The organism is Dolichospermum compactum NIES-806, assembly GCF_002368115.1.
GTDB classification, from domain to species: domain Bacteria; phylum Cyanobacteriota; class Cyanobacteriia; order Cyanobacteriales; family Nostocaceae; genus Dolichospermum; species Dolichospermum compactum.
In genome coordinates this window covers 2198927-2220497 of the sequence record NZ_AP018316.1, presented here as the reverse complement: position 1 = coordinate 2220497, position 21571 = coordinate 2198927, and the positions used below count along the sequence as shown (strand labels likewise).

Genomic DNA, 21571 nt, shown 5'->3' with positions numbered 1-21571 from the left:
AGCATTGCGAAGCAATAGAATGAAACCCAACAAATCCGTTGGGTTGCGCTGTCGCTTAACCCAACCTTGTATCTTAGAGGTATGTTAGAAGAAGTGGTAGACCGTCCCAACCTGGGTCAGAAAAGACCGCTTTGTAGCAAGGCTTAGGTATACATAAAACAATGACATTAATTACTTGATAGTGTTTATGAATAAAGTACAGCAGCGACTTCATCCATTTTCTAATGATTACTTCCAGCAACTATCTACCCTGGGTGAGAAATTTCAAGTCACAGATCATCAAGGTAAATCTTTTGCTAATTCAGAAGGAATTGATATGGCTGCGGCTTTAGTAGAAAAGCGAAATCAGCAGTGTCGAAAAGTGATATTTATCGGTAATGGAGGAAGTGCAGCCGTAGCTAGTCATCAGGCTATTGACTACTGGCGTAATGGTAATATTCCCGCGATTTGCTTTAACGATGGTGCTTTGGTTACCTGTATTAGTAATGACTTTGGCTACGAACAAGTTTTTAGCAAACCCATTTCTACATTTGCTCAGTCTGGAGATGTTTTGTTTGCAATTAGTAGTTCTGGACAATCACAAAATATTCTTGCTGGTGTTTACCAAGCACTAAAAATGAATTGTCATGTGATTACACTTTCAGCCTTTCAACCTAACAACCCCTTACGTCAACTTGGACATCTAAATTTTTATGTTCCCACGATGTCCTATGGTTTTGCAGAAATCATGCACTTATGTATTTGTCACTGCATTATTGATGGCTTGGTAGAAGGTGCTTTACCTAGTGCAAATGTGGATAACTATCTCATTTTAAATGAACTAAAAGCATCCTAAAATATTCATCCCATTTATATATAGAAGAAATTCTCTCTGTGGTAAACAACAAAATTTAATGATTGCATATTAAATATATGTGACAAGAACTAGAATTGTAGACCTCTTTCTTCAAAAATTGTCAGATATCTAAACCTAGAATCATCAAGTAAATAATGATGTTCTAGTTCTGAATTGTTCGATTTTTCTGTGAACTTTTGCACCAAGATTAGCAATGAAATAAAGATGCAATTAGAAATATATAGAGAAAAAATTATTGACTTTGAAACTTGTGCAGAAGTATTCACTGTCTACCATCAAAAAGGACGGAAAATCGTTCTCTGTAATGGGGTATTTGACTTACTACATCCCGGACACATTGCTCATTTACAAGCGGCTAAAGCAATGGGAGATTTATTAGTAATTTCCCTAACTGCTACTCCTTATATTAACCGAGGACCAGGAAGACCAATATTTTCTGATGAGTTGCGTGTTAATTCTATAGCTGCTTTAGCTTGTGTTGATTATGTAATTTTAACTCCCGCCGTCACAGCTTTGGAAGTAATTGAGAAAGTGCGTCCTCATATTTACTGCAAGGGAGATGAATATGCGGAAACAGAGAAAGATGTAACCCACAATATTGATAAAGAAATCGCTCAAGTAAGAGCTTACGGAGGTGACATTCGCTATACTCAAGAAATTACTTTTAGCTCTACACGACTGATTAATAATTATCTTGATGTTATCCCTCCAGAATTAAAACGTTATGCCAATGATTTTAGTCAACAATATGCTTTTGAGGATATTAGAAATGCGATAGAAGCAATGCAGGATCTCAATGTTTTGGTGTTGGGGGATATTATTATTGATGAGTTTGTTCACTGTACAGTTCAGGGATTAACCTCAAAAGGAAGAGCGCCATCAACCCGCTTTGTGAAAAAAGAACAACATTTGGGGGGAGTTTTTGCGATCGCTAACCATCTCAGTAGTTTTGCCAAATCTGTCACCCTAGCTAGTACCATTGGTGATGAACCAGATGTACATCATTTGATTGCTAATCATATTGATGGTACGCTGCATCTTAATTTACATTGTGTAGAAAACTATTCTACAGTAACAAAGTGTCGTTATATTGAACAACAAGGGAAAACCAAGGGTTATACCCAATTATTTGCGATTAATTCCATAGACGAAGAAGGACTAGGACTCCAAGAACGAGAAAAACTTTTAGATGCTTGGGAAAAACTGTTAAAAAACTGCGATTTAGTGGTTTTGGCGGATTATGGTCATGGATTAATTGATGCTGAGGCAATTGAATTAATTCAATCACAAGCACCATTTTTAGCCTTAAACTGTCAAACTAATAGTGCTAATTACGGTTATAACCTAATTAGTAAATATAAGCGAGCCGATACATTTTGTGTAGATGAACAGGAAATTCGTCTGGCATTTTCTAATCGTTATGGTAATCGAGAAGAGTTACTAAAACGGTTGCAATATCATTTAGGGGCGCAACAAGGTTGGTTAACTTTAGGATCTGCTGGTTCTTTGGGAATTAATACTCATGGAGAGATGGAAATTACTCCGGCTATGACACAACAAGTCAAAGATACCACCGGGGCTGGAGATGCCTTTTTTGCCCTAGCCAGTTTGAGTGCTAAGTTAGATTTGCCTGTGCAGTTAGGATCATTTTTAGGAAATTTGGCCGGAGCGATCGCTGCCAATGTTTTAGGAAATGAAAAGCCTGTAGACAAGGGACGCTTATTAAAGTTTGCTAAAACAATTTCCACATTTTAAAAGATAATTAAGGAGTAAATCAATGAATCCAATTCAACAAGTTTTAGTGACCGGCGGTGCTGGTTATGTAGGAGCTATTTTAGTTCCTAAACTTCTGCAAGCTGGATATGGAGTTAAGGTAATAGACTTGTATCTTTATGGCAAAGATGTATTAAATGCCGTTAAAGATCATCCTCATTTAGAAGAGATTGAAGGCGATATCCGCGATCGCCAACTTCTAGAAAAAATCATGCCAGGATGTGATGCTGTCATTCATTTAGCTTGTATTTCCAACGATCCCAGCTTTGAATTAGATCCAGACTTAGGCCGTTCGATTAATTACGATGCCTTTTTTGACTTAGTAGACGTTGCCAAAGATGCCGGAGTGAAGCGGTTTATTTATGCTTCTTCCTCCAGTGTTTACGGCATCAAAGAAATAGAAAATGTCACAGAAGACTTACCCTTAATGCCTTTAACAGACTATTCTCGTTATAAGGCTTTATGCGAAGAAGTCTTATTGAGTAAACGAGAACCAGGTTTTGTTACCTTAGTTTTGCGTCCTGCTACAGTCTGCGGTTATTCCCCCCGTCAGCGACTAGATTTAGTGGTGAATATTCTCACTAACCACGCAATTAATAATGGTAAAATTACAGTTTTTGGTGGTCAGCAAAAACGTCCCAATATCCATATTGAAGATATGACTGATCTGTATCTAAAATCTCTACAATGGTCAGATGAAGCGATTGACGGTAAAATATTTAACGCTGGCTATGAAAATCATACCTTGATGGAAATTGCCGAGATGACCCGTCAAGTAGTGGGAGAATCTGTAGAAATTATGACTACACCCACCGACGATCTGCGTTCATACCATATTTCTTCAGAAAAAATTAAGCAAGAACTGGGATTTGTCCCTGCACATACTATAAAGGAAGCGATCGAAGATTTAGCAGCAGCATTTAAAGCTAATCAAATTCCCGATTCTCTCACAGATACTCGTTACTATAACGTGAAAGTAATGAAAGAAATTAATTTCCGGTAAAACTTACCCCAAACAATCATCTGTAGGGAGGGAACAGGCCGTTTAACCCTACAGATAATGTGTAACGTTAAGGTTGGGAAAAGACCTGTTTTTAAGTATAAATCCTTCTACAAGAGATCGTATGTTAGCGATCAATGTAGAACCCGGTGTTGTCGCTTTTTATGAAGGAGAAAATACCTTTGATGAAGTACATAGAGGATTAATTGAAGAAGGATTTTGGCTATTAAGTCTCAACTTACAGAACCATTCTCGAATTAAGCAAAGCACCCGAAAAGCACTCTCTGATAAATTTGATCAGCAGCAGATTCCACCCATTCAATTTGATCAATTACCAGGGAGTCCTATAGTAGTGTGTTAATTCTGAATCCCTTATCCCATAAGACTTCATGCACAAAATGTGTCGCATATTTTTATGAGAAAGTGCCTGGAACAGATGCTTTCGGTGTAAACTACGGTAACACCAATAATTTCCCAGGAAATCGCTCCAAAACACACAAAATTAACATACTAGCTATGAACCCTATTTTGCAACAAATTCAACACCATGCTGCCGCTCTACCGATATCATCGCAAGCGGAGTTACTGAATTATGCTGTTTACTTAGAACAAAAAGCACGAGAAAAAACGCCTATCACTTCAAACCAAGCAAGGCGCGAAGGTTTGGCGCAAGCATTGACGCAGGCGGTGGGGTTAAATCCTTTTGCAGAAATTGCTGATCCAGTTGTTTGGCAGCGTGAACAACGTCAAGATCGCAATTTATTCGGGAGAGACAATGCTGATTGATAGCAATTTAATTATTTACGCCACTCAGCCGCCATATACGCAGTTGCGTAGCTGGTTGGTGAATTATGCCACGCATTATTCTGCGATTAGTCGTTTGGAAACATTGGGCTACCATCGTTTAGGTCAGGCTGAAAAACAGGCGATCATGGCAATTTTAGATAACTTGGATATTTTGATGATCAATAAAGTTACGCTTGAAATTGCGGTTGCTTTGCGCCAACAGCGAAAAATGTCCGTAGGTGATGCCCTAATTGCTGCAACCTGTTTAGATTCTGATCTACCGTTAGCAACGGCAAATATAAAAGATTTTGAGTTGATAGAGGGTTTGGCGATCCACAATCCATTGGAGCTAGGAAGTTAGCATTTTATGGGGTACAGCCGGGATACCTGCAAAATGGGACATAATGTAAAGTTTTGTAAACTTAATTTTCAAAACTCTTGATTTACCGTTATTTCAGCCTCCATCTAGTGTGTTAATTCTGAATCCCTTATCCTATAAGACTTCATGTACAAAATGTGTCGCATATTTTTATGAGGAAGTGCATAAAACAGATGCTTTTGGTGTAAACTGCGGTAAAACTAATAATTTTTTAGACAATCCCTACAAAATACACAGAATTAACATACTAGTACAACACGGCATAAATAAACCAACCATTCTAAATCGTTAAAAAGCCTATACTGTCTTCATTTGTTTTGACTTTTGACTTTTGACTTCCGCCCTGCGGTACTAGGCAGAGCCTCATCAACTGCATTCCTAGTCAGAGACTAGGAACGAGATGTGGTAGGGATTTGAGCTTAAGTTGACACCAATGAGCGCTGCTAAAACCCTACACATCTAGATTTTTCGTAATCTTGTAAAAGTCCACCATCTTCTTTAGGGAACACCAAAAAATAAATTACCCAATTTTGTGGGATGGGCATCCTGCCCGTCCTTGATGATTAGCGGGCAATTCGTCCCGCACCACAAGAAATTTTTGGGTATTTTTTTAATTGGAAGTCCCTTAATCAGCTTCAGTAAACATCGCAATCAAGCGATTCGCTGGTTTAGCCATTGCCACATACAAACTTTTTGGTAAAGACCATTGATTACCGGGCTTATTGGGGTCAAGATAAAACTTGCATAAACCTTCAATAAATTGTTTCATTTTGGAAATTTCATAACCCCATGCTTTTAATGATGGTAAAACTTCCGTTTCTACTATTGTTAACAATTCATCTCGTTTGCTAGTTACTCTCATGGCATTAAAAATAGTCCATGCCATTTCTAATGCTTCCAGAGTACCATCATTACCTCCTTGATAAAACCATTCAATATCAAAATCAATCATTCGCACATTTCCCTGGGTATCAATCATTTCATTCCCAGTCCAGCGATCAGCATAAATAATTCCCTGTCTGTGAGCTAAATTCATTTCTTGTAGAACCTTCGGCAAAAACTTGACTTCTCCAGTTTCTAGAAATTCCAACAAAGTTTTCCCTGTTACATATTCAATCAGCATCCAATCTTGATCTGCATGGATTAATTTAGGAACTGGTAAGCCGACAGCTAATGCCCGTTTGATAAAATCAACTTCATCTCCAATATTTCTGAGTTTAAAAGAACCGCCATTTTGGATAAAGCCAGTGGCTTCATACATATACTGCATATAAGCATCACCAGCTTCAGTGGAAATATCCCGTCTGGCACGAAAAACGCAGCGATCTGTGGCTGTTGTAATCAATAAGATATGATTAAATAATCCTTCTGATTGGGGTTTTTCTATTGTTGCTGTTTTACCTCCAGGTAAATAAGCTAAAGCACTTTCCAATCCCTGAGCGATATTTGTTGGTAGTGTATTCTTTAAATTTTCTGCAATTGAATTTTTCATTAGCTTTAACCAATACTTAATTTTAAACTAATTGCTAAGAAATCAAAAAACTCAGCCAGAATTTGATCATAGTGAGAGGCAAATTCAAGCTGATTAATTTCCTCTCGACTAAAATAGGCTAATTTTTGTCCTTCGTGTAGGGTTATTTGAGAAATATCTAAATCCAGCCGAGTCCAAAAAATGTGTTCATCACACTCTTCCCAAAAATAAGACTTGAAAAAATTAACTTCATCGAGTTTTAGTTCCAATTCTTCAACTAATTCTCTACGAATAGCTGCTTCTGGAGATTCATTTTTCTCTATATATCCTCCCAGGAATGCCCAAGTATTAGGAAAAGGAATAGAGCTTTTATTATCTCGAAGTACAAGTAAAACTTGCTGCTGACTGTTGAGAATAATTATGTCAGCCCCTGGTGCTTCTCTCATTTCAAATTTCATTTTTAATAGTTGTCAAAAAAATTGCATTAACCCCAGTATCACTACTCAAAGATTTTGGTAAATAAACTAACATTGTCACCATTTTGGCAAACATAAATAATATAATGGATAGCCATAAAAGATAGTTGTTGTGAAAATACCAAGCTGCTATAACTGATGGGATAAATCCCAAACTAGCAGAGATCAAACTGACATTACGAACAATTTTCCCTTCGGCTAATCCTAAGAAATATCCTTCCAGCATTGAGGCAACAGAATTGAATATAAGTATGAAGCATAAACACCAAATATAGGTATCAATATGTTCAGTAATTTCCCTATGGTTGGTTAATATGCCAAAGACAGCCTGGGGAAAGAAAACACAAATTGTAGCTACAGTGAGTCCTATCAACAAGCTGCTGGCAACTGAAACTTTCAGCAAGGGTAACAATTTCTCTTTTGAATCTTTACCTTTCAAGTTTCCGCTTAAGGTTTCGGTAGCAAATCCCATTCCGTTAGTTAAGTAAACATTTAGATGTGTTATCTGTCCTAATAAAGAATTTTGGGTAAAGAGTATCGTTCCCATCATGGCACTCAGATTACTAAAAATAGTAAAGACAGACATCTCAGTTATAGTTCTAATCAAGATATCTCTATTGAGAGCCAACATAGTTTTCAACTCTGAAAAATCCATGATTTGTGGGCTAACTGCGCGGATTTCTTGCCACTGAACTTTCTGACTAGCTAAAAGGAGGCCGATAAACAACATTAAGTATTGGCTAGATGCTTGAGATACTCCGGCCCCCACACTATTCCAACCCCATTGAATAATAAATAAGTAGTCTAAAATTATCTTGGCTGCATTGCCAATAACTGAAAGTACCACAACCTTACTATTCTCCTCTCGTCCCAGTAACCAACCAATGAGAACGAAGTTCAGTAAAACAGCAGGCGCTCCCCAAATGCGAGCATTGAAATAGTCAATGCCCGCAGCTTTAACATCAATATCAGCACTCAAGAGCGAAAAACCTACCTCTCGCAAAGGATACTGCAAAATTAACAGTACGATACCTAATCCCAAGGCGATTAAGCCATTGCGTAGTCCCACTAGCAGTGCAGCCTCTTGGTCATCTGCCCCCACAGCTTGAGCGGTTAACCCAGTGGTTCCCATACGTAAGAACTCAAGAATCAAATAGACGAGGTTAAACAAGATATTAGCTATGCAAACCCCTGCTAAGGCATCAATTTCTTGCAGATGACCCAAAAAAGCTACACTGATTAAACCCGCTAGAGGAATCATCAGGTTTGAAAGAATATTAGCGATCGCAAGACGGTAGAAACGAGGGAGAAAGTCATACTGTTCTGTTCGCGTTAAGTTCATGAGTTAATTCAGTATTTAGCTTACTGGTTGGATTTTAGACCGAGTTGAGTCGAGATATGGACGAATTTGTTACCCGCTTGAGTTCCTTGATTCTTAAGTCCTCATCAGCAGTAGAATTGTTAACAAAGGTATTTTCTTGCCCATAATTAACACTTCGGAGTGCAGGTTCTGGTATTTCAGTATCCGGTATTAAATTATCAACAGAGCCACGTATCTACCCATTATTACTACCTTGAAGCAGTGGTTCTCCTGAAACTGGATCTATCTGTGTGCCATTCCCAACAAACGCGCTCTGTAACGCGTTGTTAACAACTTCCTCTGCTGGTTCTGGTGTTACCATAGCTGGTGTGCCATCCTCAACAGAATCTATTTGCCCCCCCGTTATTGCCATTTGGGGTTGATGTTTTTGGTAAAACAGGGGATTGTTAATCGCCAAAAGCCTGAAACGACGGATTTTCGTTCATGCACATCATGGTTAATTTGTACAGTGCGTAAGTCCTAGTAACAATCTTTTTCCCCATAAATCTGGTTAGTTGGGTTTCTGGTTTCATATCTAGCATACTGGAAATTGGTGTAGGAAAATCTCAGCAATTCTCATTTTGAAAAAAATAAAGTATTAGCCCCGATTTTGGAATTCAAAATATAGTACAAAGTAACTATTTGTTAGCCATTGCCTCTGGCTAAAAAAACAGTCGGGTTGAAAAATAAGTATGAATACTGAGGGTAAATGAGCAATCGAACAGAAAGTTACGCTAAGGCTGTAACCTATACTGGATAGGCATTCTGTCAATCAATATTTTTGGTAATTCTCAACGTACCAATTTACCCAAAGATTATTTAGTACAACAATTTCATACGACACAGCAGTGGTTTGAAGACCCTAAATTTCAGCGGCTTCAATTGGTACAGGTTTTTGGTAAGTGGAAAGGATGTTGAAAACAGGTCATCATTGGATTACTAATCATAAAATCACTGAAAATAATGTTGAAAAAATTGTCATTAAATTAAGAGAATTTTATCTTATTTTTTTCAAAATGAGAATTGCTGATCATTCTTGCTACACTCAAGCATAATCTACTATAAATTCCAATCACGACGATAATTAAAGAAACTTAGCAACAATTCTGGAAAGGTACGGTTCTGATTAATTCTTTGTCTATGCCATTCTCGCGCTGTTTCCATAAGAATTTCGGAAAAACTGGGATAAATAGGTGATAATTTAGCTAAATGTTGAATTTTAATATTTTGTAAGATTGCTAAACTAATTAAATTAATTAATTCTTCTGCTGCTATTCCTAATATAGAACATCCCAAAATTTTTCCATTTTCCAAAATGACTAATTTGCAAATACCTGTAATTTCTCCTTGTATTTGTGACGATGTGGCTGTTTTAAAATATTGCTTAAAAACTAAAACTTGCTTTTGAAAATATTGATTTTTAGCTTGTTTTTCTGTTAACCCAACTTGTGATACCTTTGGCTGAGAATATATTCCCCAAGGAACAGATTCATAATTAACTTTTAGTCGGGGGAAAAATAAAGCATTTTTGACAGCAATATTAGCTTCATAATTACCAATATTCTGAATATCATAACCACCTAGCGCATCACCGCAAGCATAAATCCGATGATTTGTAGTTTGTAATTTTTCATTGACAACCAAGTGGCGTTGATTCCATTTTACTCCTACCGCTGGTAAATTCAAAGATTCTAAATTCGGCTGTTGTCCAGCACAAATGAAAATTTCATCGGTTTCAATGGCTTGATTTCCAGCTTGTACCCATTTTTTATGATCTATTTGTCGGACTTGGGTAACTTGAGTTTGTGTTAAAACCCGTACACCATCACTTTCTAATTGTGCTGTTAATAATTGGGCTATTTCTGCATCAAGATTAGGCAAAATACTGGAATATTTAACTATTAATGTAACTTGACAACCGCATCTGGCTAAAACTTGGGCAATTTCTATACTTTGAGGAACACCACCAATAATCACCCAATTTTTTGGTAATGTGTTTTTTTCTAAGAATTGCCAAATATTAGCTAAAGTTAGATATTTAATCGCATCTAATCCTGAAATATTGGGAATTAATGGACGCGAACCATTAGCGAGTAAGTAAGTACGACTATATAACCGTCTTTCATTAACTGTAAAACTTAATTTACCAAAAGATTTAAATTGACCATTACCAACAATAATATCAACACCTTGGGCGGATAAATTAGGCAGAGAATTTATTTGATTAATATTTTTTGAAATAGCATTTGCATAAAACAATCCTTTGTTTAAATTTAAAAATTCTGGATTTAAGTGAATATTTTTTTCATAAATTCCTAAATTTACTAAATTATAATATTTCTGAGTAGTTTGACTAATTTCACTAAATATGTATTGATAATTTAAATTATAGTTATCAGAAAAATCCGCGCTAACAATTAAGGCAACTTTAGCGTGTAGCTGAGTAGCACGTAAAGCTGCTTGATATCCAGCAATACTGCCACCAATAATAACGATATCGTAATCAATATTTGTCATTGGGTAATATTCTTTCCTTCTTCCTTCTTCCTTCTTCCTTCTTCCTTCTTCTTTCTTCCTCCTAACTCCTAACTCCTAAGCGCTGTTAATAGGCGTTGATTATCAGCTTTTGTACGGACTGCGACACGGAAAAAGCGATCGCCTAATTCTTTAAAACTTAAGCAATCACGAATTAAAATCTGGTGTTGCCGAAGCAAATTTTGTTGTAACTGGGAAGTAGGTCGTTGAGATTCTACCAATAGGTAGTTAACAGAGCCTTCTAGGGGGGTTAACCCAGGAATTGAGTCCAGACCTTGAAATAGTTGATTTCTCGCCCCTGGCAGCCATTTCCAGGTGAGATTTTGAAATTCTGTATCTTCGAGGGCGGCGATCGCTGCGGCAGCTGCTAAAGTATTTACAGGCCAAGGATCTCGCCATAATTTCCACTTAGCCAGACGTTGAGGGTGAGCGATCGCATATCCTAATCTTAGCCCTGGTAAACTGTAAAATTTGGTGAGCGATCGTAAAATCACCAAATTCTCGTATTCTTGTACCAACCCAATTAAACTTTGTTCCGCTTCCGGTGGCAAAAAATCCATAAACGCCTCATCTACCACCACCAAAGCGAACTTTTCTAAATACGGTAAAACAGACTCCCGTAAAAATAACTTTCCCGTGGGATTATGGGGATTATTCAGCAATAACCCAAAACCTGAAGTTTCCAGACCAAAATCTGGCAATAGAGAAATATTCCCCTTCCCCGTTGCCAAATCCACAGGAAACTCCAGAACTTTAGCATTATCAGCCGCAAGAGTGCGGTAATAGTCGCCAAAAGCTGGAGTTAGTACAACCGTTGCTGCTAATTGTGCTAATTCTCTACCCACCAAAGTTAATAATTCTGCTGAACCATTACCCGGCAAAATCCACTCAGTAGGTAATTGATGAAAATGACTCAGAGCAAGTCGCAATTCACCATACTCTGGGTCAGGATAATTCCTCAAACTACCTAGTTGAGACACAATCGCCGTAATCACACTATTTGGTGGTCCCAACGGGCTGATACTGGCAGAAAAATCCACAATAGCATCAGGGGAACAGCCAGCCAGTGCTGCTGCCCAAGCCAAATTTCCCCCGTGTGCTTGTTGTGGCATCAAAAATATCTTTCCTATAACCGGACTTATTCTTTTGGCTCTTTTGGAGGTGCTACTCTTTCTCTAAACAGTTTTCCAGCAGAGAAAGCGGGAACTCTGGTAGCGGGAATTTCCATTTTTTCATTCGTTTTGGGGTTACGTCCTTCACGGGCTTTGCGTTCCCGTGATTCAAACGAACCAAATCCCACTAATGTTACTTTATCACCGGAAGAAACCGCTTCCACAATAGTTTCGATAGCAGCGCTCAAAACTTGGTCAGCCTGTTTCTTGGTAACGTTAGCCTTTTCAGCTACTGCATCAACTAATTCGCCTTTGTTCATATCAAACTCCTAAAGTTTTATCAGAGATTATTTCTCAAGATGCACCATTAAAGCATCTTTACGTAAATCTCTGTTTGTAGAAATACAAAAATCGTTCCTTGAGAGTATTTACACTCAAAATCGCTGCAAATACGATTGACTTGACTTTTCAATGAATCATTCTAAGGTGTTGTAGCCCGAAGTGGATAGATGAAACTATTAATTTATATAGATTTCAGGATTTTTTTTCTTTTCCACCTCTTTCTTGTAATTAAAATACCCTATTTTTTAGAAATAAATACTTAGTTGTCATTGGTCAGTGGTCAGTTGTCAGTGGTCAGTTGTCATTGCCCCCTGTTCCTCTGCGCGTATTAATGACCTTGCCTCTGGCTTTGAGAACTCTGCGAAGTCGGTCAGGACTCAAGTAAACTTGTCGCTCAGATGCTAGTTTTTTGGCTAGTTGTTTAGAGTTATAAGTCTGAGGTTCTTCAAATAGACAGTTTTCTAGGTACTCTAAATCATTTTCTGAATAGCGGGGTTTTCCGCCTCGACCTGGGGCATCCCATAATCCGGCTAAACCCATCTTTTCCCAACGATGTAGGGTTTGACGGACTGTAGAAACTGCCCAGTTTAAACCTTGAGCAATTTGTTCGTTATTTAATCCCCGGACATTCAACAGTAGAACTTGAGCGCGGTCTTTTGTCCGTTGAGGAACATCCTTAGCCTTTCTCAACTCTTCTAAAGTTAACTTTTCTTCATCACTTAAAAAAATTTTCAGTCGGCATCCCATAATCCTTTTAATCTAATTAATGTATTTGGTATATTGATGTGTATTTTCAATCCTTGGACAAATTGGAAAAAGCCTTGATTCGTAGGCTGGGTTGTTTTCGTTAGCGTTGCGGAGCAATCAACATGAAACCCAACAAAGCAGAAAAGGGCGAATGCTTTGGTATTTTGGGAGGTATATTTGTCACTATCACCTATGATAACACATTATTTATAGGTTTTGTCAAGACTTTATGGGTCTTAGTATAGTTGTAAATATTCTTTGATTTTGTTAAGTATATTAGTATACAATATCAACTCAAGTTTTTATTTACAGCAGGTTGCAAATTAATGGGGTACAGGATCTAAATTCAAAGCTGGACAGCAAGCCAGTTTTACTCCTGACTCGGTGACTCCTAAATTTGAGAAGCGAAAAAAAAGGTTTGGTGCTATGACCAAACCTCCATAATTGCTGTGCTTAACAACGTACTCAATTAATTTAGTGCTACTCTAGTCACATATCATCTTCCTAGAGAATGTGTACAAATTGCTCTAATTGTGATAAATCAAGACGAAAACCTATATTGGCATTGCAAATAGTAGTCTATATGAAATTATACTAATTAATTTCAATATAAAAAAGGCTTGGGTATTAGCCAAGCCTTTATATATACCAGGTGTTTACCATATATAGATACTTTAAACCTTAAATTACTCCTATTCATCTGCCTATAAGGTGTGTACAAATTCAATAAAATCTGATATGGCGGATGTTTATACTGATTTTAGAGCGATCGCTGGCTCGAAAATTGCCGAAAATTGGATCAGGTAGGCCAAAAGACCTACCCTACAGCTATTCTTTCAAAATAGTCTTGGATGCCATTCTTGTCTTCTTGCGATCGCTCTCCGATAACTCTTCACCGGCTTGTAAGCGAGTTGCCGAAACTTGTAACACAGTGGCTGCACAGGTATCACCGATTTGTAAGGCTGTATTAGCAGCAGTTTGTAACATTGTGGCAGCACCAAGGCGATCGCCTAGTTCTAATTTTGCCTCAGCTAATTGAGTTTGCCGATATTTAGCCAAAAGCAGAATCGAGTTTAGCACCTGGGAATTGAGAGCAGGTTCATAACTCTTGGTAAAATTGGCATATATTGGCACTAAGGGAGAAAGTAAACCCTCTTTATTCAACGATGGGTCATCATAGCGAATTTGAATATGACCAATGACTTGTTTCCCTTCTGGCAATTGTCCCAGATAAATATTCGCTAAAACAACCCGTTCGCTATCCTTCATCAAATCCCCTAACCGCACTATTAAAGTCCCATTAGAATCGGTTTCTACTGCTAATTCAATGGTATCTGGAACAACTTGGGCAACAGGTTTGAGTTCCGCCAGACGGACAGCAGGTACTAAAGATAGAAGTAAATGGGCATTTGTTAATCCCACCGACTGTACCCGCCGAAACAGCCGGGCAAATTGAGTTACAGCTTGTTCTGGGTTCTCGATGTAAGCTAAAGTACCACCCCCAGCATCAGCAATCTTTTCCAATAAATCTGGATTCCAGTCATCACCAAAACCCAGAGTGTTAATTGTCAGGTTGAGTTTAGCGGCTTTTTTGGCAAGTTGCAAACAACGTTTATTGTCATTTGGTCCAATTTGCCATTTCCAAATCTGTAACCCGTTATCCCCATGACCATCTGTGAGTAAGAAGGCTTGGGAAACCGCCCCTTTTGTGCCTTTGAGTAGTTCTGTAATCCCCAAGGATAAACCTTCGGCGATGACAGTCCCGCCAGCAGCCTTTAGCTTGGCTCTTAACTGGGTTTTGATGCTTTCAATATCTTGGATGATTTGGTTGGGGATAATGACTCCAGACGTGCCAGCAAAACCGATGATGGAAATCCTGTCACCAACTTTTAATTGATCCAATAATTGCTCAACTGCTTGAATGACGATATTCAGGGGTTCACCGGACATAGAACCACTTTGATCGAGAATCAAGCAGAGATTCAAGGGTAAACTTTGTTCAAATTCAGCAGGAATGGCGGAAATAGAAATTGAGAGTTGCCGTTGATTGCTTTGTTGGGCAGCATCAACGTTGGTATCATTTAGAGCCGATGTTAGTTGAACTTTCATTGAGGGGAAGCATCTTGCAAAACAGTTTTTGAGACAATTCTGGTTTTTTTGCGATCGCTTTCTGATAACTCTTCCCCAGCTTGTAGGTGGGTGGCGGAAACTTGTAATACCGTTGCTGCACTAGCATCGCCCATTTGCAGCGCAGTTTTTGCCGCAGTTTGTAACATCGTTGCTGCACCAGCCCGATCACCCTGTTGTAATTTCGTTTCGGCTAACTGGGTTTGGCGATATTTGGCTAAAGCTAAAACTGACCGTTGTACCTGGGGATTTGGTGCTGGTTGGTATTCCCTGGTGACATGAGCATAAATTGGTAGATTGGGGGAGTATAGTCCGATTTGGTTATGGGCGGGGTCATCGTAGCGGACTTGAACATTAGCGATCGCCTGTTTACCTTCTGGCAACTGTCCCACATAAATATTAACTAAAACTACCCGTTCGGAGTCTTTCATTAAATCGCCCAATCTCACCACCAAGCGGCCATCGCTTTCGGGTTGTACTGGTAACTCAATGGTATCTGGAGACACTTGGGCAATGGGTTTGAGTTCTGCCAGTCGGACATTAGGCATTAAAGATAATAATAGTTGAGCATTGGTCAACCCCACTGTTTGCATTCGACTAAACAACCGCCCAAATTCCGATACAGCCTGATCTGGGTGTTGAATATAAGACATTGTACCCATGCCAGCATCAGCGATTTTTTCTAAAACTTTATCATTCCAATTGTCACCAAATCCCAATGTATTTAGAGTTAAATTATAGCTGGCGGCTAATTGGGAAAATTTCAAACAGCGATCGTTATCACCATGTTCATTTTCCCCATCAGTCAGTAAAAATGCTTGGGAAACTGTATCATGTTTACCTTTGGCTAATTCCTCAATTCCCAACCGTAAACCCTCATCAATAGCAGTTCCCCCATCAGCGGTAAGTTGTTTAATTTGCTTTTTGATATGTTGGCGATCTGTAATTAATTGATTGGGGACTAAAACCTTGGCCCGGTGGTCAAAAACAACCACACTCAGACGATCTTCAGGACTCAGACGATCTACTAACAAACAAGCGGCATTTTTCACCGTTTCTAGGGATTTTCCTTGCATTGAACCGCTATGATCGAGAATTAAGCATAAGTTCAATGGCACAGTCCGATCCACAGTTTCACCACCAGCAGAAACGGATATTGCTAATTGACGTTGAGTGCTGGTTTGATTTGCGTCAATACCTGCATCATTTAAAGCCAGTTGTAAATTAACTTTCATAATTTCAATTTCCTATCTAGTCTCAGACATACACAATTTTATAAATAGCTTCAAATGGCATCCTCTATACTACGGAAAATAATTTTATGAAATATGCGTTATCTAAAATGTTCGCCAGAGTTTTCGTGCTTTTTATTACTTATATAGGCTGGCATAGTTTAATTAGAGATAAAAAGACGCTTCGCTTCGATCATTTACCATTGCTTTTGCAGCTAGACGCAGCACAAGTTTTTAGGATGTTGATTTTACAAGTGCAACCCCGAAAAATACGGATTTCAGAATCAAATCTAAGTCTTAATGTGCTATTTTTGTTTCTAGACTACATACACTTACTATCAATCATGATTAATAAAAGCACTGCTTATTTGCTTTGGCTACTCTGGTGTTTAGGATTGGGTGGTATTCATCGTTTTTATGCTGGTAAACCACTATCAGGTCTTATCTATCTTTTTACCTGGGGTTTGTTTGGTTTTGGTCAGCTTATAGATTTGGCACTAATTCCTGCAATGGTGGATGAGAAAACCCTGAAATATTTGGCATTACACGGTGGTAATCAAAACAATAATCAATCCAATACCCAAACTGTTGTGGTTAATCTTGGTGGACAAGTTACAGGACAAATACCAGGATCAGGTTCTGATCTTTCTAGTATTCAACTACCACCGCAACAGGTTTCCCAAGGAGCAATAACACCTGCAATATCCAAGCAAAATGATATTGTTGCTCTTTTAAAATTAGCTCAAAATAAAGGTGGAAGTATATCCATGACTGATGCAGTTATTGAACTTAGCAAACCTACTTCAGAAGTTCGCTCCATTCTTGAGACTATTTGTGCTGATGGATTAATGGAAATGGCTAATCACGAATCTACCGGAGCAGTTATTTATCGCTTGCTTTAATAATAGAAAAACAAGTTTTGGGCGAATATAATTCGCGGCTATACAACCAAAGTCCACCTATTCCTTCAGAACGCTACGTGAACTAAAAGAAATTTGGAATTTAACTTTAACCCACGCAGGTGGATTTCATTCGTGTATAAGCGGTTTCTAACCGCCCTGTTCTGAAAATATCGTTAAAATGGTAGGTAGAACCTCCCGGACAGCATTCCCAGTCGGAGACTGGGAACGAGGGAACGAGGAAATAAATAGAGATTAGTCACGAGGTATGAATCATGACTGCTATAACTTTACAAATACCACAATCACTCAAATTCACAGATGATAAATTTGTGGAAGTGGTTGCTGCTAATAAAGATTTACGTTTAGAATTATCGGCTCAAGGAGAATTAAGTATCATGTCACCAACAGGAGGAGAAACGGGAAATAGAAATTTTGAAATGTGTCTGGATTTAGGATATTGGAATCGCCAAAATGGTTTAGGAAAAGCTTTTGATTCTTCTACAGGTTTTAAATTACCTAATGGTGCTACCCGTTCTCCTGATGTGTCTTGGATTAAGATAGAAAGATGGAATGCACTCACACCAGAACAAAGAAAAAGGTTCTTGCCTTTATGTCCTGATTTTGTGATTGAGTTGGTTTCTGAAAGCGATGATTTAGCAGATACTCAAGCTAAAATGCGAGAATATATCGCCAATGGTTTGCGGTTAGGTTGGTTAATTAATCCTAAAAATCAACAAGTAGAAATATATCGTCCAAATCAGGAAACAGAAATTCTAGAATCTCCTACAAGTTTATCTGGAGAAGATGTATTACCAGGATTTATTTTAGATTTACAACCAATTTTTTAATTATAGATATAGCGTTTATCATTCAGATGCTATATATTTGAAAACGTATACCTGATGTCACAACATTTTAAATTGTGTTGTCTTAGGAATTAAAGGTAATTAAGAACAAAATATTCTAAAATCTAGCTTTTTTCCCTATCAGGGAGAAATCCGCACCCTAAATTGGGTGAGCATCGCGCTAGGATGTAATACATTAACGGCATAATCTCAGATCATCAGTTGCTATGGAAAATTCCCCCATCAAGTCAGTTCAAGCTTCTTACTACGGCGACAGTTCCTACCGGACACCGCCACCAGATTTAGCTTCTCTACTTTTAAAAGAACGAATTGTCTATCTGGGAATGCCTTTAGTTTCAGCAGATGAATACAAACGGCAAATGGGCGTTGATGTAACCAAGCTAATTATTGCTCAGTTGCTTTATCTGAAATTTGACAATCCAGACAAGCCAATTTTCTTTTACATCAATTCAACGGGGACATCTTGGTACACAGGGGATGCGATCGGCTACGAAACGGAAGCTTTTGCTATCTGTGATACTATTAACTATATCAAAACACCCGTACATACAATTTGCATTGGTCAGGCATTGGGAACAGCAGCGCTGATTCTATCTGCCGGAACTAAGGGTCAGAGAGCTAGTCTACCTCATGCCACTATTGTCCTGAATCAACCTCGCAGTGGGACTAGAGGTCAAGCAACAGATATTCAAATTTACGCCAAGGAAGTCTTAGCCAACAAAACGGCTATCTTGGATATTTTCTCTCAAAACACTGGACAGTCTCCTGAAAAGATTGCGAAGGACACTGAGCGGATGTTTTATTTGACTCCCCAACAAGCCAAGGAATACGGATTGATTGATCGCGTTCTCGAAAGCATGAAGGATCTGCCGAAACCTTTACCAATGATTGCTTAAATTGACGTGAGTTCGACATAACGATAATTTGTGGAAAACTCACCCCAAGTAGGAGTCTCAAACCCTTATTCTCTCGTTGAAAAATCATAAAACTGAACTCCGAACTCCGAACTCCTAACACCGAACTCACGTTAAATCGGTTCTCATCATCTCTAATTTCTTCTAATTATCCCTATGGCTGTTGATTCATCACTAAAAGTTCCTTATAACATTCCTGGTGGTAACCAGTGGCAGTGGGTCAGTATTGATCAACGAATGGCGCAGGAGCGGATTCTTTTCTTGAATCGTCCACTGAATACGACTCTGGCTAATTCCCTGATGTCTGCCATGTTATATCTGGAGTCGGAGGATCAGAGTAAACCAATCTACCTTTATATCAATTCTTTGGGTGATCCTGTGTTGGCTGGTATGGATGAAACTTTGGGAATGATGTCAATTAGGGCTTGTTTGTCGGTTTATGACACAATCCAGTACATCAAGTCAGAAATTGTTACTATCTGTTTGGGTCAAGCGGTGGGTATGGCAGCATTGATTCTATCATCTGGGACAAAGGGAAAAAGATTCAGTTTACCTCATGCCAATATTGCTCTGACTCAGTTTAGTGTAGCTACTCAGGGTCAAGCAACAGATATTCAAGTGAATGCGGAAGAGGTGTTGCAGAAAAAAAACATACTTTTTGATATTTTTTCCCAAAATACGGGACAAACAGCCGAAAAAATCTCGAAAGATAGTGAACGTATTTTCTATATGACTCCCCAGGAAGCGCAGGAATACGGACTAATTGATCGGGTGCTAGAAAGTACAAAGAGTTTGCCAAGCTCTATTTGAGCTTAATCTCTATTTTGGATTCTGGCTTTTCAACTTTGACGGAAATTCTCCAGTTCTATTTTCATAGTCTTCACTAAAATTGTCCTATGCCTATTGGTATTCCCAAAGTTCCTTATCGTCTCCCAGGTAGCACTTATGAACAATGGATCGATCTCGAAGATCGTCTATTTCGGGAGCGCATTATTTTTTTGACGGAGGAAGTAGATGATGGTATCGCTAATGCGATTGTCGCTTATTTGCTCTATTTAGATTCCGATGATCAAACTAAGCCAATTTATTTGTATATCAATTCTCCCGGTGGTTCGGTAACGGCGGGATTGGCGATTTACGACACTATGCAACACATTAAGTCTGAGGTGGTGACAATTTGTGTTGGTCTGGCTGCTTCTATGGGATCTTTTCTGTTGGCTGCGGGGACAAAGGGGAAGCGGATGGCTCTACCTCATTCTCGAATTATGATTCATCAACCTTCTGGTGGAACTCGTGGTCAGGCCAGCGATATCGCTATTGAGGCTAAGGAGATTTTGCGGCTTCGTCACCAGTTAAATCAAATTTATGTTGATAATACTGGTCAATCTTTAGAGAAAATTGAGAAAGACATGAATCGTGACTTTTTTATGTCTGCTCAAGAAGCTAAGGAATACGGTTTAATTGATCGTGTGATTGAAGAACGTATTTAAATAGGGGAAAATGATTCAAAATTCAAGATGTAAGGTTCAAAAGTCTGAGTTTTTCGTTTTGAATTTTTAGTTTTGAATTTTGAATTGAAGTCAAACGAAGCAACATGGATCTTGAAGATTATTACCGGATATTAGGTTTAAGGTCGGGAGTTTCTTTTGCTGATGTTAAAGCGTCCTATCGCAGATTGGTTCAGCAATATCATCCTGATATCAACCCAGATGATCTCAAAGCGAAAGATAAGTTTATTGCGGTGACTGAGGCTTATAAGTTTCTCCAAGCGGTTTTACCACCGGAGGAAATTAAGCCAAGGAGTAGTGCGGTGAAAACTCATGTTTCTAGCGCTACAGAAGTGCAAACTCAACCAGCAGCACCAAAAACAATGGTTACACCTCATCCACCAAATTTGGAGGAGATTGAAGAGCGGTTAAAGTGGAAGACTTATGAGCAGTTACAGCGATTTTTGCTGGAAAAACGGTTTCCCCAGGCGATCGCTCTAGCAGAGGCTTTACTGGCGCGTTTACCGGAGGATGGGGAGGTGCGACAATGGTTAGCGATCGCTTATCAAATCTGGGGACGAGCCTTAATTACGGAAAAACAACTCCCAAAAGCCAAAATTTATCTGAAAAAAGCCTTAAAAACTGACCCATACAATAAAGCTTTATGGTCTGAAATTCAGCAAGATTTTCAACGTTTGGAATTGAAGCTTTAGTAATTGGTAATGGGTAATGGGTGATTGCTAAGAGTTTATTATTGATTCATTCTTTATTTTTTAATTGTTTATTTTTCAGCATGGATATAATCTACAAAGTAGAATTTAGGAATGAGCGAAAATTTTAGCCAACTGTAAGCACCTAAACCTAAAAGTGCAGTAATTACCAATGGTAAACCTAGCTGTAACCGCCAATGATCAGGTAATACAGCAACTCCAGATATAATAATTACAAAATATGCTAAAAGTCCTATTTGCAACCGTTCTAGATTTTTAACCGCTGTTCGACAACTACTACAATGTTGAGTATGTTGTTTATATCTATCCAACATTTCAGCATGATTATCATTAATAGGTGTAGGTTCACTCACATTAATTCCTACTTCATGCCAAGGTAATTTACCTTGACAATATTTATCAAACCAATTGCGAAATTCAATGACTAATTTATCAGCATTTGTCGGTAATAGGACTTACGCAAGTGTCACACTAA

23 protein-coding genes are annotated in these 21571 nt (G+C 38.5%); 12 read left to right on the top strand and 11 right to left on the bottom strand.

Annotated features, from left to right (window positions below; translation table 11 throughout):
- Window positions 1-187: 187 nt before the first annotated feature.
- The 6 genes from CA730_RS10615 to CA730_RS10590 all read left to right on the top strand — a co-directional run bounded on the left by CA730_RS10615 (window position 188) and on the right by CA730_RS10590 (window position 4776).
- Window positions 188-835 carry an SIS domain-containing protein gene (locus CA730_RS10615; RefSeq protein WP_096667101.1) on the top strand — a complete coding sequence of 216 codons (648 nt, stop codon included), beginning with the start codon at window positions 188-190 and terminating at the stop codon, window positions 833-835.
- 225 nt (window positions 836-1060) lie between these two features.
- A complete protein-coding gene (locus CA730_RS10610; RefSeq protein ID WP_096667099.1) occupies window positions 1061-2611 on the top strand; it encodes a PfkB family carbohydrate kinase in 1551 nt (516 codons plus the stop codon).
- 22 nt (window positions 2612-2633) lie between these two features.
- Complete coding sequence (locus tag CA730_RS10605) at window positions 2634-3632, top strand: NAD-dependent epimerase/dehydratase family protein (protein ID WP_027401736.1); 999 nt, start codon at window positions 2634-2636, stop codon at window positions 3630-3632.
- Window positions 3633-3753: 121 nt separating this feature from the next.
- Complete coding sequence (locus CA730_RS10600) at window positions 3754-3990, top strand: hypothetical protein (RefSeq protein WP_015078134.1); 237 nt, start codon at window positions 3754-3756, stop codon at window positions 3988-3990.
- Window positions 3991-4052: 62 nt separating this feature from the next.
- Window positions 4053-4415, top strand: coding sequence for a DUF2281 domain-containing protein (locus CA730_RS10595; RefSeq protein ID WP_231940080.1), 363 nt, complete (start codon window positions 4053-4055; stop codon window positions 4413-4415).
- Window positions 4405-4776 carry a type II toxin-antitoxin system VapC family toxin gene (locus tag CA730_RS10590; RefSeq protein ID WP_096667097.1) on the top strand — a complete coding sequence of 124 codons (372 nt, stop codon included), beginning with the start codon at window positions 4405-4407 and terminating at the stop codon, window positions 4774-4776. Before CA730_RS10595 ends, CA730_RS10590 begins: the two co-directional genes overlap by 11 nt.
- A 643-nt stretch (window positions 4777-5419) precedes the next feature.
- On the opposite strand, the gene CA730_RS10585 is transcribed toward CA730_RS10590, so the two are convergent.
- The 10 genes from CA730_RS10585 to CA730_RS10540 form a co-directional block, all read right to left on the bottom strand.
- Window positions 5420-6286, bottom strand: a complete 867-nt coding sequence (locus tag CA730_RS10585) for a BUD32 family EKC/KEOPS complex subunit (RefSeq protein WP_015078136.1) — start codon at window positions 6284-6286, stop codon at window positions 5420-5422.
- A 5-nt stretch (window positions 6287-6291) separates the two neighbouring features.
- Window positions 6292-6723, bottom strand: a complete 432-nt coding sequence (locus CA730_RS10580; protein ID WP_228043877.1) for an NUDIX hydrolase — start codon at window positions 6721-6723, stop codon at window positions 6292-6294.
- Window positions 6713-8083, bottom strand: coding sequence for a guanitoxin biosynthesis MATE family efflux transporter GntT (gene gntT / locus CA730_RS10575; RefSeq protein WP_096667095.1), 1371 nt, complete (start codon window positions 8081-8083; stop codon window positions 6713-6715). The genes CA730_RS10580 and gntT overlap by 11 nt, the downstream gene beginning before the upstream one ends.
- A 214-nt stretch (window positions 8084-8297) precedes the next feature.
- Window positions 8298-8519 carry a hypothetical protein gene (locus tag CA730_RS10570; protein ID WP_096667093.1) on the bottom strand — a complete coding sequence of 74 codons (222 nt, stop codon included), beginning with the start codon at window positions 8517-8519 and terminating at the stop codon, window positions 8298-8300.
- A 641-nt stretch (window positions 8520-9160) separates the two neighbouring features.
- Window positions 9161-10618, bottom strand: coding sequence for a dihydrolipoyl dehydrogenase family protein (locus CA730_RS10565; RefSeq protein WP_096667091.1), 1458 nt, complete (start codon window positions 10616-10618; stop codon window positions 9161-9163).
- A 68-nt stretch (window positions 10619-10686) separates the two neighbouring features.
- Entirely contained in the window at window positions 10687-11748 is a 1062-nt protein-coding gene (gene cobD / locus CA730_RS10560; RefSeq protein ID WP_096667089.1) for a threonine-phosphate decarboxylase CobD, read from the bottom strand.
- 26 nt (window positions 11749-11774) lie between these two features.
- Complete coding sequence (locus CA730_RS10555; protein ID WP_027401744.1) at window positions 11775-12068, bottom strand: HU family DNA-binding protein; 294 nt, start codon at window positions 12066-12068, stop codon at window positions 11775-11777.
- A gap of 316 nt (window positions 12069-12384) precedes the next feature.
- Window positions 12385-12837, bottom strand: a complete 453-nt coding sequence (locus tag CA730_RS10550; protein ID WP_096667087.1) for a helix-turn-helix domain-containing protein — start codon at window positions 12835-12837, stop codon at window positions 12385-12387.
- 828 nt (window positions 12838-13665) lie between these two features.
- Window positions 13666-14946 (bottom strand): vWA domain-containing protein, encoded by a 1281-nt coding sequence (locus CA730_RS10545; RefSeq protein ID WP_096667085.1) that lies wholly within the window; start codon window positions 14944-14946, stop codon window positions 13666-13668.
- Entirely contained in the window at window positions 14943-16199 is a 1257-nt protein-coding gene (locus tag CA730_RS10540; protein ID WP_096667083.1) for a vWA domain-containing protein, read from the bottom strand. The genes CA730_RS10545 and CA730_RS10540 overlap by 4 nt, the downstream gene beginning before the upstream one ends.
- Window positions 16200-16540: 341 nt before the next feature.
- Here CA730_RS10540 and CA730_RS10535 point away from each other — a divergent pair, with 341 nt between their 5' ends.
- The 6 genes from CA730_RS10535 to CA730_RS10510 all read left to right on the top strand — a co-directional run bounded on the left by CA730_RS10535 (window position 16541) and on the right by CA730_RS10510 (window position 21078).
- On the top strand, window positions 16541-17098 hold the full coding sequence (locus CA730_RS10535; protein ID WP_096671438.1) for a TM2 domain-containing protein: 558 nt from the start codon (window positions 16541-16543) through the stop codon (window positions 17096-17098).
- Between the two features lie 272 nt (window positions 17099-17370).
- Window positions 17371-17946, top strand: coding sequence for a Uma2 family endonuclease (locus tag CA730_RS10530; RefSeq protein ID WP_096667081.1), 576 nt, complete (start codon window positions 17371-17373; stop codon window positions 17944-17946).
- A 224-nt stretch (window positions 17947-18170) separates the two neighbouring features.
- Window positions 18171-18860, top strand: a complete 690-nt coding sequence (locus tag CA730_RS10525; RefSeq protein ID WP_039202028.1) for an ATP-dependent Clp protease proteolytic subunit — start codon at window positions 18171-18173, stop codon at window positions 18858-18860.
- 174 nt (window positions 18861-19034) lie between these two features.
- A complete protein-coding gene (locus CA730_RS10520; protein WP_096667079.1) occupies window positions 19035-19688 on the top strand; it encodes an ATP-dependent Clp protease proteolytic subunit in 654 nt (217 codons plus the stop codon).
- 86 nt (window positions 19689-19774) lie between these two features.
- The gene (locus CA730_RS10515) at window positions 19775-20368 is read left to right on the top strand and encodes an ATP-dependent Clp protease proteolytic subunit (protein ID WP_096667077.1); all 594 of its coding nucleotides are present in this window, start codon (window positions 19775-19777) and stop codon (window positions 20366-20368) included.
- Window positions 20369-20472: 104 nt separating this feature from the next.
- Window positions 20473-21078 carry a J domain-containing protein gene (locus CA730_RS10510; protein ID WP_096667075.1) on the top strand — a complete coding sequence of 202 codons (606 nt, stop codon included), beginning with the start codon at window positions 20473-20475 and terminating at the stop codon, window positions 21076-21078.
- Between the two features lie 68 nt (window positions 21079-21146).
- Here the strand turns inward: CA730_RS10510 and CA730_RS10505 are convergent, their stop codons facing one another.
- Window positions 21147-21449, bottom strand: a complete 303-nt coding sequence (locus CA730_RS10505) for a hypothetical protein (protein ID WP_407919785.1) — start codon at window positions 21447-21449, stop codon at window positions 21147-21149.
- Window positions 21450-21571 lie beyond the last annotated feature (122 nt).

Bases quoted from the DNA above. Each gene is read 5' to 3' on its own strand.
- CA730_RS10615 (WP_096667101.1), top strand. From the start codon at position 188: ATGAATAAAGTACAGCAGCGACTTCATCCATTTTCTAATGATTACTTC.
- CA730_RS10610 (WP_096667099.1), top strand. From the start codon at position 1,061: ATGCAATTAGAAATATATAGAGAAAAAATTATTGACTTTGAAACTTGT.
- CA730_RS10605 (WP_027401736.1), top strand. From the start codon at position 2,634: ATGAATCCAATTCAACAAGTTTTAGTGACCGGCGGTGCTGGTTATGTA.
- CA730_RS10600 (WP_015078134.1), top strand. From the start codon at position 3,754: ATGTTAGCGATCAATGTAGAACCCGGTGTTGTCGCTTTTTATGAAGGA.
- CA730_RS10590 (WP_096667097.1), top strand. From the start codon at position 4,405: ATGCTGATTGATAGCAATTTAATTATTTACGCCACTCAGCCGCCATAT.
- CA730_RS10585 (WP_015078136.1), bottom strand. From the start codon at position 6,286: ATGAAAAATTCAATTGCAGAAAATTTAAAGAATACACTACCAACAAAT.
- CA730_RS10580 (WP_228043877.1), bottom strand. From the start codon at position 6,723: ATGAAATTTGAAATGAGAGAAGCACCAGGGGCTGACATAATTATTCTC.
- gntT (WP_096667095.1), bottom strand. From the start codon at position 8,083: ATGAACTTAACGCGAACAGAACAGTATGACTTTCTCCCTCGTTTCTAC.
- CA730_RS10565 (WP_096667091.1), bottom strand. From the start codon at position 10,618: ATGACAAATATTGATTACGATATCGTTATTATTGGTGGCAGTATTGCT.
- cobD (WP_096667089.1), bottom strand. From the start codon at position 11,748: ATGCCACAACAAGCACACGGGGGAAATTTGGCTTGGGCAGCAGCACTG.
- CA730_RS10555 (WP_027401744.1), bottom strand. From the start codon at position 12,068: ATGAACAAAGGCGAATTAGTTGATGCAGTAGCTGAAAAGGCTAACGTT.
- CA730_RS10550 (WP_096667087.1), bottom strand. From the start codon at position 12,837: ATGGGATGCCGACTGAAAATTTTTTTAAGTGATGAAGAAAAGTTAACT.
- CA730_RS10545 (WP_096667085.1), bottom strand. From the start codon at position 14,946: ATGAAAGTTCAACTAACATCGGCTCTAAATGATACCAACGTTGATGCT.
- CA730_RS10540 (WP_096667083.1), bottom strand. From the start codon at position 16,199: ATGAAAGTTAATTTACAACTGGCTTTAAATGATGCAGGTATTGACGCA.
- CA730_RS10535 (WP_096671438.1), top strand. From the start codon at position 16,541: ATGATTAATAAAAGCACTGCTTATTTGCTTTGGCTACTCTGGTGTTTA.
- CA730_RS10530 (WP_096667081.1), top strand. From the start codon at position 17,371: ATGACTGCTATAACTTTACAAATACCACAATCACTCAAATTCACAGAT.
- CA730_RS10525 (WP_039202028.1), top strand. From the start codon at position 18,171: ATGGAAAATTCCCCCATCAAGTCAGTTCAAGCTTCTTACTACGGCGAC.
- CA730_RS10520 (WP_096667079.1), top strand. From the start codon at position 19,035: ATGGCTGTTGATTCATCACTAAAAGTTCCTTATAACATTCCTGGTGGT.
- CA730_RS10515 (WP_096667077.1), top strand. From the start codon at position 19,775: ATGCCTATTGGTATTCCCAAAGTTCCTTATCGTCTCCCAGGTAGCACT.
- CA730_RS10510 (WP_096667075.1), top strand. From the start codon at position 20,473: ATGGATCTTGAAGATTATTACCGGATATTAGGTTTAAGGTCGGGAGTT.